Source organism: Hydrogenophaga sp. YM1 (genome assembly GCF_016903055.1).
Classification (GTDB): Bacteria; Pseudomonadota; Gammaproteobacteria; order Burkholderiales; family Burkholderiaceae_C; genus Hydrogenophaga; species Hydrogenophaga borbori.
The window spans coordinates 1,702,474-1,714,793 of record NZ_CP070223.1 but is presented as its reverse complement, the minus strand read 5'-3'; the positions used below and the strand labels follow the sequence as shown (position 1 = coordinate 1,714,793).

Annotated in this window: 9 protein-coding genes; 4 read left to right on the top strand and 5 right to left on the bottom strand. The window is 69.9% G+C overall.

The genetic code is table 11. The features are described from left to right. Positions 1 to 81: 81 nt before the first annotated feature. From JNX00_RS08210 to JNX00_RS08190, 5 genes are all read right to left on the bottom strand, one after another. A complete protein-coding gene (locus JNX00_RS08210; protein WP_070398195.1) occupies positions 82 to 1,380 on the bottom strand; it encodes a TRAP transporter large permease subunit in 1,299 nt (432 codons plus the stop codon). A 22-nt stretch (positions 1,381 to 1,402) separates the two neighbouring features. Continuing rightward, a complete protein-coding gene (locus tag JNX00_RS08205) occupies positions 1,403 to 1,852 on the bottom strand; it encodes a TRAP transporter small permease (protein ID WP_204744654.1) in 450 nt (149 codons plus the stop codon). A 156-nt stretch (positions 1,853 to 2,008) separates the two neighbouring features. Continuing rightward, complete coding sequence (locus JNX00_RS08200) at positions 2,009 to 2,977, bottom strand: TRAP transporter substrate-binding protein (protein ID WP_204744653.1); 969 nt, start codon at positions 2,975 to 2,977, stop codon at positions 2,009 to 2,011. Further along, positions 2,974 to 3,759: a putative hydro-lyase gene (locus tag JNX00_RS08195; RefSeq protein ID WP_239478325.1), complete on the bottom strand. Its 786-nt coding sequence runs from the start codon at positions 3,757 to 3,759 to the stop codon at positions 2,974 to 2,976. The genes JNX00_RS08200 and JNX00_RS08195 overlap by 4 nt, the downstream gene beginning before the upstream one ends. 153 nt (positions 3,760 to 3,912) lie before the next feature. Further along, on the bottom strand, positions 3,913 to 4,884 hold the full coding sequence (locus tag JNX00_RS08190; RefSeq protein ID WP_204744651.1) for a LysR family transcriptional regulator: 972 nt from the start codon (positions 4,882 to 4,884) through the stop codon (positions 3,913 to 3,915). A 91-nt stretch (positions 4,885 to 4,975) separates the two neighbouring features. Between JNX00_RS08190 and JNX00_RS08185 the strand changes: the two genes are divergently transcribed. From JNX00_RS08185 to JNX00_RS08170, 4 genes are all read left to right on the top strand, one after another. Then, positions 4,976 to 5,941, top strand: a complete 966-nt coding sequence (locus JNX00_RS08185) for a TRAP transporter substrate-binding protein (RefSeq protein ID WP_070398199.1) — start codon at positions 4,976 to 4,978, stop codon at positions 5,939 to 5,941. A gap of 110 nt (positions 5,942 to 6,051) precedes the next feature. Then, positions 6,052 to 6,555, top strand: a complete 504-nt coding sequence (locus JNX00_RS08180) for a TRAP transporter small permease (RefSeq protein WP_070398200.1) — start codon at positions 6,052 to 6,054, stop codon at positions 6,553 to 6,555. After that, positions 6,548 to 7,843, top strand: a complete 1,296-nt coding sequence (locus JNX00_RS08175) for a TRAP transporter large permease subunit (RefSeq protein ID WP_070398201.1) — start codon at positions 6,548 to 6,550, stop codon at positions 7,841 to 7,843. The genes JNX00_RS08180 and JNX00_RS08175 overlap by 8 nt, the downstream gene beginning before the upstream one ends. Positions 7,844 to 8,027: 184 nt before the next feature. Beyond that, positions 8,028 to 12,251, top strand: a complete 4,224-nt coding sequence (locus JNX00_RS08170) for a beta-ketoacyl synthase N-terminal-like domain-containing protein (RefSeq protein WP_204744650.1) — start codon at positions 8,028 to 8,030, stop codon at positions 12,249 to 12,251. Positions 12,252 to 12,320: the final 69 nt, after the last annotated feature.

Here is a 12,320-nt window from a genome sequence, read left to right as displayed (position 1 = left end):
GAAAGGGAAACAGGGAGGAAAGCCGCGTCCACGCGGGAAGCCATCCCGCGGATCGTAGCGAGTCGCGTGCCAGGCCGGGTCTCAGCCCTGCATGCGCGAGGGCAGCCAGAGCGCCAGCTCGGGCAGCACGTAGGTCAGCAGAACGGCGGCCATCATCAGCGTGAACAGCGGCAGCGCCGTGCGCGCGATCCAGGTCACCTCGCGCTGCGTCAGCCCCTGCAGAACGAAGAGGTTGAAGCCCACCGGTGGCGTGATCTGCGCCATCTCCACCACCAGCACGATGAAGATGCCGAACCAGATGAGGTCGAAGCCCGCCGCCTGCACCGTGGGCAGCAGCACCGCGATGGTCAAGACCACCATCGAGATGCCATCCAGGAAGCAGCCCAGCACGATGAAGAACAGCACCAGCAGCAGCATCAGCGCGAAGGGAGACAGCTGCAGGCCGCCAATGAACTCGGCCACCTGGCGCGGCAGGCCGATGAAGCCCATGGCCAGCGTGAGAAAGGCCGCGCCCGCCAGAATCAAACCGATCATGCAGTACGTACGGCAGGCCGCCACCAGGCCTTCGCGAAAGCTCTCCCAGTTCAGCGAGCCCTCCAGGCGCGAGAGCACCAGAGAGCCCGCCACGCCCAGCGCTGCCGCTTCGGTGGCGGTGGCGATGCCGCTGTAGATGCCGCCCAGCACCAGCGCGATCAGCGTGACCACCGGAATCAGATGGCGGGAGGCGTGAAGCTTGTGCCGCAGGGAGGTTGCCGGTTCCTTGCCGGGCAGGCGCTCCCGGTTGAGCAAAGACCAGACCACGATGTAGCCGCTGAACAGCAGGGCCAGCACCACACCCGGCACCACGCCCGCCAGGAACAGCTTGGCGATCGACACGTTCGCCGCCACACCGTAGACGATCATGATGATCGAGGGCGGGATCAACAAGCCCAGCGTTCCCGCGCCCGCCAGGGTGCCAATGGCTTGAGCGTCCGGGTAGCCTCGCTTCTTCAGTTCGGGCAGTGTGATCTTGCCGATGGTGGCGCAGGTAGCGGCCGACGAGCCTGAAATGGCCGCGAAGATCGCGCACCCCACCACATTGGTGTGCAGCAGACGGCCGGGCAGCCAGTTGAGCCAGGGCGCCAGGCCCTTGAACATGTCGTTGGACAGCTTGCTGCGAAACAGAATCTCGCCCATCCACAGAAACAGCGGCAAGGCGGTCAGCGTCCAACTCGAGGTGGAACCCCACACGGTGAGCGCCATGCTGTCGCCCACCGGGCGTTGGGTGAACAGCTCCATGCCCACCAGGGCCACGCCCAACAGCGACAGGCCGATCCACAGGCCCGACCCGAGCACGGCGAACAACAGCACGATGAGGGTCAATGCGATCACGGCTTCCATGACAGTGGCTCCTTTGGTGGATTCATTCGGTGCGGGCGGCCGCGCCCGACGCCAGCAGATCGGCGCCCCGCCAGCGGTGCAGCAGCACCTGCAGGAACGCCAGTGCCAGGCCCACGCAGCCCACGGCCATGGCGATCTGCGGGATCCACAGCGGCGTCACGTCGGCGCCAGGCGAGACGTCGTGCGTCACGCGAGAGACCCACACCAGGCGCGCCGCGTACCAGCTCAGGTAGAGCGACAGCGCCGTGCCCGCGAGCAGGCACCACCACTCCAGGGCGGCGCGCCCCCGGGCGGGCAGACGCTCCAACACCAGCGTCACGCGGATGTGCTCGCCGCGCAGCAGCGTGGCCGGCAGGGCCAGGAACAGCGAAGCGGCGATCGCGTAGCCCGCGTAGGCGTCCAGCCCGGCGATGTCCCAGCGCAAGAGGCGCGCCAGGATGCCCAGCGAGACGGAGACGAAAGCCGCGAGCATGCCCACACACGAGAGCGCAAGCAGCCAGCGATGAACAGTACGGACGAACGCATCCATCGTGCCCTCCGGCATCGGTTCAAAGAAAGGAAGGAAGAAAGCGCCGTCGGCGGGACGAGGCGGCCTGCGCGGGCCGGGCCCCGCCGTGCGCGAATCGGTTCAGGGCTGTTTGCGGTACGTGTCGACGATGGCCTGCCCCTCGGGACCCGCGGCCTTGATCCACTCGGCGGTCATGGTCTCGCCGATCGACGCCAGCGCCTTCTTCATGTCATCGCTCGGTTGGCTGATCGACATGCCGGCGGCCTTCAACTGACCGATGTATTCGCTGTCGAGCTTCTCGCTCAGGGCCCAGCCGCGTGCCTCCGCCTGCGCCGCCGCCGTGGTCAGCGCGTTCTGCGTGGCCTTGTCCAGCGCGTTGAAGTCCTTGAGGTTCACCACCGTCACATTGCGCGGCAGCCAGGCCGACACCGGGTAGAAGTGCTTCACCTGCTCGTGAAGCTTGCTCTCCACGCCGCTGGCGCTGGAGGTGAGGAAGTTCTGCACCGCGCCCGTGGCCAGGGCCTGCGGCAGCTCGGCGAGCTGGATCGTCACGGGCTGCGCCTTGAGCAGTTGGGCGATGCGCGTGGTGGCCGGGTTGTAGGCGCGCATCTTGGTGCCCTCCAGGTCGGACGCGTAGTTCACGGGCTTGATCGAGTACAGCGACTGGCCGGGCCAAGGCACCGAGAACAGCACCTTCAGGCCCTGCTGGGCCAGCAGCTTCTCCTGAGCGCCTTTGGCCGCCTGGTACAGGCGGCGCGATTGCTCGTAGCCCGTGGCCAGGAAGGGCACCGAGTCCACCCCGAACAACGGGTTCTCGTTGGCCGCGCCGGAGAGGATGAACTCGCCGATCGGCGTCTGCGCGGTCTGCACCGCGCGTTTGATCTCGTTGGCCTTGTAAAGCGATCCGCCCGCGTGCAGGGTGATCTTGAGCTTGCCCCCCGTGGCCTTGTCCACGTCGTTGGCGAACTGCTGCAGGTTCTGCACCTGGAAGGTGTTGGCGCCGTAGCCGCTGGGCAGATCCCACCGGGTTTGCGCATGCGCCGCGCCGGCCAGGGCCAGGGCACACAGGCCGATGGTTGTCTTGATCATGGTCGTTCTCCTTGTTCGCTCGCGAGTTGCTGGTTGAGAAGGTCGGTGATCAGCATCGCGCCCGGGGCGTGCGTGATGCAGAACGGGAGGCGGGCCTGGGCGATCGCCGCCTGGGGCGTGACCCCGCAGGCCCAGAACACGGGCACCTCGTCGGGCAGCACCGCCACGGCCTCGCCGTAGTCGGGCCGCGAAAGGTCCTGGATACCGATGGCCGCGGGGTCGCCCACATGCACCGGCGCGCCGTGCACGTCGGGAAAGCGCGAGGTGATCTCCACCGCGCGCGCCGCGTCGGCCAACTTGAACGGGCGCATGCTCACCACCATGGGGCCCGCGAACGGCCCGGCCGGCGCGGTGGCCAGACGGCTTCGGTACATGGCCACGTTGCGGCCTTCGTCCACATGGCGCAGCCGCATGCCAGCGTTCATCAGCGCCTGCTCGAACGAGAACGAACACCCGATCACGAAAGTCACGAGATCGTCCCGCCAGACGTCGGCGATGTCTGTTGGCTCGTCGACCAGTTCGCCGTCGCGCCAGACGCGGTAGCGCGGCATGTCGCTGCGGATGTCGATGCCCTCGCCCAAACCGGGCAGGGAAGGATCGCCCGGCCGCCCCACCGCCAGCAGCGGACAGGGCTTGGGGTTGCGTTGGCAGAAGAGCAGGAAATCGTCCGCCAGCGCCTGCGGCAGGATCACCACGTTGCCCTGCACGAGTTCGTCGGCCAGGCCGCTGGTGTGGTTCGTCCATTCGCCGCGGCGAATGGCGCCGCGCACGCGGCGGGCCAAGGCTTGCGCATCGGCATCGATTCGCCGCGTCGCCAGGTCGTCCAGGAATCCCACTGCGTTTGCCTCCGGTCCTTTGTGTTCGTGACGAGCCCGTCACATTGGGGCCGGATTGTGGTCAGAGGCAGAGGCCTCCACAAACGAAAATTTTCTTGCTTATCTCATCGATTTTTTCGATGCCTTCGACTGGGGCGTTTTCTGCGGCGTCTTTGTGCGCGGCCGCCCCAATGCGGTGCCGTCGTTCGACCCGCTCCAGGCATCGACGAAGGCCTGCGCCGAGCGCATCACCGTCTCCACCGCTTGCGCGGACGGGTCGCTGCGGTAGCTCGCATGGATAGGCAGCGGCTGCAGGCGCGCGTCGCAGGGCAGCTCGCGCAGGTCGGCCACCACGAACAAGTGCCGCACCGCCTCGCGCGGCAGCGTGGCCACACCGAAGCCACCCTGCGCCATCTGCAGCATGGCCGACACGGATGAGATGGTGTGCACGCGCCGCGGCTCCACGCGCGCCGCGCGAAAGAGTTCCAGCAGGGCCACGTGCGGCAACGAGCCGCGCTGGAAGGTGAGCAGCTCCAGCTCGGCCAGCTCCTGCAGCGTGTAGCGGCGCCGCCGGTGCAGGCTGGCGCTGCCCACGAACACCATCTCCATCGACGGCAGCGCGCGCGAGCGCACGCCATCGGTGGTGGCCGGCAGCGCCGTGAACACCAGGTCCTGCGTGCCGCGGCGCATCTGCTCGATCAGCACCGGCGTGGTCTCGACCGACAACTCCAGCTCCAGCGCCGGGTTCTCGGTGCGCAGCTGCTCCATCCACGGGATCAGCCAGGCATGCAGCACGGACTCGATGGCGCCGATGCGCAGCGACACCGCCAACGCATCGCCCGAGCCCATCTCGGCCTTGGCCTCGCGTTGCAGCTCCAGCAAGCGCTGCGCGTAGACCAGGAAGCGCGTGCCGGCCATGGTCAGCCGGAACTGCTTGTCTCGCCGATCCAGCAGCAGCACGCCCAGCTCCTCCTCCAGCGCGGCGATTCGGCTGGACATGGCCGATTGCGTCAGGAAAAGCTTCTCGGCCGCGCGCGTCACGCTCTTGAGTGTGGCCACCCAATAGAAGGCCTCGACGAAGCGCAGATTCATGGTTTTCTCCGGGGAAATACGGACGGGCCTGGCCCGGCTTTTGCAACTATGCTGCCCGTCTTCGTCATCCGTTCAACTTTCTGGAGCGACCATGAACTTCAAGCTTGCCCTGGCCGGCGCGGCCTTCGCACTGAGCGCCAGCGCTCAGGCACAGACCGCCTGGGACCTGCCCGCCGCCTACCCGGCGACCAACTTCCACTCGGTCAATCTTGCCAGCTTCGCCAGCGACGTCGACAAGGCCACCGGCGGCAAGCTCAAGATCACCGTGCACCCCGGCGCCTCGCTGTTCAAGGCACCGGAGATCAAGCGCGCCGTGCAGGGCGGTCAGGCGCAGGCGGGCGAGATTTTGCTCACGGCCTTCCAGAACGAGTGGCAGGTCTTCGGCGTGGACGGCATCCCCTTCCTGGCCACCAGCTACGCCGATTCGAAGAAGCTCTACGCCGCGCAGAAGCCCATCCTGGAGAAGAAGCTCGCCGAGCAGGGCATGGTGCTGCTGTATGCCGTGGCCTGGCCGCCGCAGGGCCTGTACAGCAAGAAGCCCGTGGCCAGCGCGGCCGACCTCAAGGGCAGCAAGTGGCGCGCCTACAGTCCGGCCACCTCGCGCATCGCCGAACTGGTGGGCGCGCAGCCCGTCACCGTGCAGGCCGCCGAGCTGTCGCAGGCCCTGGCCACCGGCGTGGTCGAGAACAACATGACCTCGGGCGCCACCGGCGTGGACAGCAAACTCTACGAGCACCTCAAGTACTACTACGACGTGCAGGCCTGGTTGCCGAAGAACGCCGTCATTGCCAACAAGAAGGCCTTCGACGCGCTCGACAAGGCCACGCGCGACGGTCTCATGAAGGCAGCGGCCGACGCCGAGGCGCGCGGCTGGGCGGCCTCCGAGAAGGTCAACACCGACACGCTCGCCACCCTCAAGGCCAATGGCATGGCGGTGGAGCCGCCCTCGGCCGCGCTCAAGGCCGACCTGCAGAAGGTGGGCGCCACCATGCTGCAGGAATGGCTGTCGAAGGCCGGCCCGGAAGGCCAGCAACTGATCGACGCGTACAGGAAGTAACACCCCCGCCGCGCTTCGCGCGACCCCCTCGAGGGGGCGGCACCTGAGGACCGGCGCGGCCGGATCCTCGGTGCCCTGGGTCTGGCTTCGCGGCGCCACCACCGTTCCTCATGCGCAAACTGCTTGACTCTCTCTACCTGGGCGCCGGCTGGCTGGCCGCCCTCTTCATGATCGGTGTGCTGGTGATGGTGCTGCTGTCCATCGTGAGCCGAGTCGCCGGCTTCTACGTGCCGGGCACCGACGCCTACGCGGGCTACGCCATGGCCGGCGCCGGCTTCCTGGCGCTGGCGCACACGCTCAAGAGCCACGAGCACATCCGCGTCACGCTGATCATCGGCAAGCTGCGCGGCGGCGCGCGGCGCGGCCTGGAGCTCTGGGCGCTGTCGGTGGCGGTGCTCATGAGCGGCGCGCTGGCCTGGTACTCGTGGCGTCTGGTGTGGCAGTCCAACACCTTCCACGACATCTCCACCGCCGCCGACGCCACGCCGCTGTGGATTCCCCAGGTGCTCATGGGCCTGGGATGCACGGTGCTGTTCATCGCGCTGCTGGACGACTGGGTGCTCGAATGGCGCGGCCAGCGCTCGCGCGCCGAGGGGGACACGCGCCATGAATGAGTTCGTCGTCACCAGCCTGCTCATCCTCTCGCTGTTCCTGCTGCTGGGCAGCGGCGTGTGGATCGGCCTCACGCTCGCCGGCGTGGCCTGGATCGGCATGGAGCTGTTCTCCTCGCGCCCCGCGGGCGACGCCATGGCGCTCACCATCTGGGGCTCGGCCAGCAGCTGGACACTGACCGCGCTGCCGCTGTTCGTGTGGATGGGCGAGATCCTGTTCCGCACCAAGCTGTCGGAGAGCATGTTCAAAGGCCTGGCGCCCTGGGTGAACGCCCTGCCCGGGCGCCTGCTGCACACCAACATCCTGGGCAGCACCATCTTCGCGGCGGTGTCGGGCTCGTCGGCGGCCACCTGCGCCACCATCGGCAAGATGACCATCCCCGAACTCACGCGGCGCGGCTACCCGCCCGAAAAAATCGTGGGCTCGCTTGGCGGCGCCAGCACGCTGGGCCTGCTGATCCCGCCCTCGATCATCATGATCGTGTACGGCGTGGCGGCCGAGGTCTCCATCGCCAAGCTCTTCGTCGCCGGCGTCATCCCCGGCATCGTGCTGGCGGCCCTGTTCAGCGGCGCCATCGTGGTCTGGGCCCTGCTCAACCCCGACAAGGTGCCCAGCGCCGACACGCGGCTGAGCTTCGCCGAGAAGCTGCATGAGGCGCGCCACCTGATCCCTGTGGTGCTGCTCATCGGCAGCGTCATCGGCGCCATCTACAGCGGCATCGCCACCGCCACCGAGGCGGCGGCCATCGGCGTGGTGGGCTCGCTCATCCTCTCGGCCTCGCAGGGCTCGCTCAACTGGGTGAGCTTTCGCGACTCGCTGCTGGGCGCCACGCGGCTGTACTGCATGATCGCCTTGATCCTGGCGGGCGCGGCCTTCCTCACGCTGTCCATGGGCTACATCGGCCTGCCGCGGCACCTGGCCGAATGGGTCGGCGGCCTGGGCCTCACGCCCGGCATGCTGCTGATCGCGCTGGCCGTGTTCTACATCGTGCTCGGCTGCTTCCTCGACGGCATCTCCATGATCGTGCTCACCATGGGCGTGATCCTGCCGACGGTGCAGGCCGCCGGCATCGACCTGATCTGGTTCGGCATCTTCATCGTCATCGTGGTGGAGATGGCCCAGATCACCCCGCCCGTGGGCTTCAACCTCTTCGTGCTGCAAGGCATGACGCGGCGCGAGATCACCTGGATCGCGACGGCCTGCCTGCCCTACTTCCTCATCATGGTGTTCGCCGTGCTGCTGCTCTACTGGTTCCCCGGACTGGTGAACTGGCTGCCGTCCCAGATGTAGGCCCGGGCTTCTCCCATCGGCAACCCGCCACCGTTCGGTGAGCGGGTTTTTCTTTGTCGCCGCGGCGGCGGGCGCGCGCCATCGACGCAACAGTGCCAACCAAAGCATCACGCTTGCGCCGCATCGGCGCCGGCTGCGGCCAGTTCGCCCAGCATGGTGCCCCGCTCAAACCAGGGAGTCCACCATGCACAGCCCGCCACCCGCGACGCTGGCCGACGTCTTGCTCAACGCCGCCAGCCTTCCCTCCCCCCACGCCCTCGTCACCGTGCACCGCGACGGCAGCGAGACCCCCTTGAGCTACCCCGGCCTGCTGGCCCGCGCCCGGGGCCTGCTGGCCGCGCTGCAGGCGCAGGGCCTGTCGCCGGGCCAGGTCGTGTTGTCGCAGGTCGGCGCCAGCGCCCGCCAGCTCGAGGTCTTCTGGGCTTGCGTGCTCGGGGGCCTGGTGCCCGTGCTGCTGCCCAAGGTCGCCAGCTGGCGGCGCGAGAGCGAGGCCTCCCGCCGGCTGCGCGCCGTGTGCTCGCTGCTCGGGCCCAGCGCCACGCTGCTGATCGACGAAGACCAGCGGGCCGACCACGCCGCGGGCGCGGCGGCCCTCCCCCGCGGCATGCGCTGGCTCTGCGACCCCGGCGAGGCCGACGCCACGCGGGCGCGCGAGCACCGGGCCCAGCCCGGCGATCTGGCCTACCTGCAACTGTCGTCAGGCTCCACCGGCATGCCCAAGGGCGTGCGGCTCACGCACGCCAACATGCTCGCCAACCTGCGCGACATGGCGCAGGCCCAGGGGCTGCTGCCGGCGCACGGTTTCCTGAACTGGATGCCGTACTACCACGACATGGGCCTGGTGATGTTCCACCTGCTGCCCGCCTACCTCGGGGCGGGCCAGGTCAAGCTCGATGCCGCCGACTTCGTGGCCGATCCGCTGCTGTGGCTCACCAAAATCCACCAGCACCGCTCGGCCGTGGTGGGTGGCCCCAACTTCGGCCTGCGCCACGTGCTCGACAAGCTCGACGGCGGCCCGCCCGAGGGCGTGGACCTGTCCTGCGTGCGCCTGTGGTTCAACGGCGCCGAGCCGATCTGGGTGCCGACGATGCGCGCGTTCGTGTCCCGCATGGCCGCGGCCGGCCTGCGCCCCGACGCCATGGCGCCGGCCTACGGCCTGGCCGAGGCCACGGTGGTCGTGTCGCTCTCCCCGCGGGGCACGCGCGCGCTGACGCACCGGCTCGACCGCCAGGCGCTGTTGCGCGACGGCCTGGTGCGGGACGCCGCCGAGGGCGTCGAGGCGATCGAGTACGCCGATGTCGGCCTGCCCCTTGCCTCCACGCAGGTGCGCGTTGTCGGCGAAGACGGCGGCGACCTCGGCGAACAGCGCCTGGGCGAGGTCCAGGTCCGAGGCGCCAGCGTCACCAGCGGCTACGAGACCCGCGCCGAGGGCGCCACGCGCGAATGCTTCGACGCCCAGGGCTGGCTGCGCACCGGCGACCTCGGCTTCCTGCGCGGCGGCCGCCTCACCATCACTGGCCGACTCAAGGACGTGATCGCCATCCACGGCCGCCAGGTGATGGCGGTTGACGTGGAGCAGCACCTGGGCCAGCTGTTCGGGCTCAAGACCGGGCGCATCGCCGCCTGCGGCGTGCCGCAGGCCGATGGCAGCGAGGCCGTGGTGCTGTTCGTGGTGGCGCGCGCGCACGACGAGGGCTGGCGCCTGCTGCACCGCCTGCGCGCCGCCGCCGAGGCCTACCTGGCGCACCCGGTGGTCGGCGCCTTGCCGGTGCGCCGCATCCCGCACACCTCCAGCGGCAAGCCGCAGCGCCACCCGCTCGCGCGGCAATGGCAGTTGGGCGCCTTCGCCGAGCTGCTCCAGGCCTTCCACGCCCACGCGCCCCAGGCGCCGGCCCCGGCGCCGGCCAACGACGGCCTGGTGCGCCAGGTGGTGCAGGCCTGGTCCGAGGCCCTGCGCCAGCGTCCCGGCGACATCGGCCTGGACACCCCGTTCACCGCCCTGGGCGGCGGCTCGGTGCAGGCGATCCAGGCATTGGCACTGCTCGAAAGAAGCCTGGGCCGCCGCCTCGGCACGGGGCTGCTGATCGATGGCCGAACGGTGCGCGACACCGTGGCCTGCCTGGAGCGCCACCTGGCGCCAGAGGCCACATGTGCCGCCTCTGCAGATACCGCCGTCTCCGTCTCCGCCTCTGCGGGCGCCTGCGCGCCAGCGCAAGCGCCCGCCGACCCATCGCCGGCCATCGCCGTCATCGGCATGGCCTGCCGCTTCCCCGGCGCGGCCTCGCCGGCGCAGTTCTGGGGCCAGCTGCGCGACGGCGTGTCGTCGATCCGCGAAGTGCCGGCGCCCCCCTGGATGCCCGAAGGCCAGCGCCTGCACATGGGGCGCATCGATGGCATCGAACTGTTCGCGGCCGACTTCTTCGGCCTGGACGACGAAGAGGCTCGGCTCATGGACCCGCAGCAGCGCCTGATGCTCGAGGTGGGCTATGAAGCACTCGACGACGCCGGCTACACCGGCACGCGCATGCCGGCGCAGCGCCAGGTCGGTGTCTACGTCGGCGCGACACACAACGCCTACCTGGAGTCGCTCATCGAACTGCGCCGCCGGGGCGACTTCCCTGCCGCGCAGCACCCGCAGCTGCTGCCGGGCAACCTGTTGAGCATCATCGCCGCGCGCCTGTCGCAGCGGCTCGACCTCAAAGGCCCTGCGCTGCACATCGACACGGCCTGCGCGTCCTCGCTGGTGGCGCTGCACTGCGCCTGCACCGACCTGCGGTCGAGCCAGAGCGAGATCGCGCTGGCCGGCGGTGTGAGCCTGCTGTCCACGCTGAGCATGATGCAACTGCTCGGCCAGACCGGCACCCTGTCGGACGAAGGCGTCTGCCGCGTGTTCGACGAGGCCGCCAGCGGCATGGTGGCCAGCGAGGGCCTGGGCCTGGTGGTGCTCAAGCGGCTCGACCAGGCGCTGGCCGACGGCGACCGCATCGACGCGGTGATCTCGGCCACCGCCGTCACCAACGACGGCCACTCCATCGGCCTCATGGCGCCCACGCTGGAAGGGCAGGAAGCGATGCTGCGGCAGGCCCTGGCCCAGGCCGGCCTTCACCCCTCGCAGATCGGTTACGTCGAGGCCCATGGCACCGGCACGCCGGTCGGCGACGCGATCGAGGTGCACGCGCTCACCAACGTCTTCGGCGAGCCGGCCGGCCCGCCGTATTGCGGCATCGGCTCGGTCAAGGCCAACATCGGCCATCCCATGGCCGCGGCCGGCGTGGCGGGGCTGATCAAGCTGCTGCTGTCCCTGCGGCACGGGCTGCTGCCGCCCACCTTGAACCTGCGCAAGCCGCACCCGAACCTGCGCCTGGAGCACACGCCGTTCTGGCCGGTGCTGTCCGCCGCGCCCTGGCCCCGGGGCGTGGCCCCGCGGCACGCGGGCATCAGCTCCTTTGGTTTCGGCGGCACCAACGCGCACGCGATCGTGTCCGACGCGCCGCTGCCCGCCGCCCGCGCGCGCACCACGCGATCGCACCACCTGCTGTGCCTGTCGGCGCGCAACCGCGAGGAACTGCTGGCGGTGCGCTCCCGCCTGCTCGACCAACTGCTGGAGCAACCCGACCTGTCGATGCTCGACCTGTCGTACACCCGCTGCGCGGGCCGCGAAGCCTTCAGGCTGCGCGAATGCCTGGTGGTCTGCGGCGTGCGGGACGCCATCGAACAGTTGCGGCACGGACCGCGGGCATGGCCCGGCGACGAGGGGCTGGCGGCGCTGGTGGCGCTGGGCCAGCGCTGGCTGCGCGGCGAACCCGTCGACTGGAGCGAGCACTTTCGCGGCAGCGGCGCGCGCATCGTGCCCCTGCCCACCTACCCCTTCACCCGCCGCGCGTACTGGTTGCCGGGCAGCTCACCCGACACGCGGGGGCAGCCCGCGCCCGCGGCGCGCGAGCGGGCCGGCGGACCGCCCGGCGCCAGCGCCGCGGGCCCCGACGGCCAGCGCAGCGCCCCCGCGCGGGCCACCATCGCGGAGGAAGCCACCCGGCGGACCGCGCCCGGCACCACCACCGTCACCACCACCGTCACCGCCATCGCCAGCCCCCCGGCCGCCCCGCCACCCGCCCGCCCGCTGGCCGAAGACACCGTGGCCCACTGGATCGAGACCGAGCTCGCGTCGCACGGCATCCTGTGCGCCGACCGCTCGGTGCCGTTCGCGCGGCTCGGCGCCGACTCGCTGATCGCCGTGCACACCTGCCACGCGCTGGCGGCCCGGCTGGGCGCCGACGTGTCCATGGCGCTGTTCTTCGAGTACGCCTCGGTCGAGCGCCTCGCGCGGCACCTGGTCCGCCTGCACGGCCCATCGATCGAACGCCTGCTGGCCGAGGCCACCACCCGCGCGCCGCTGACGCCGCCCTAGTCCACCGCCGCTAAGATGCACACCCCGCCACCGCCCAGGTGCGCGGGGTTCGTTTTTCCGGAGATCCCT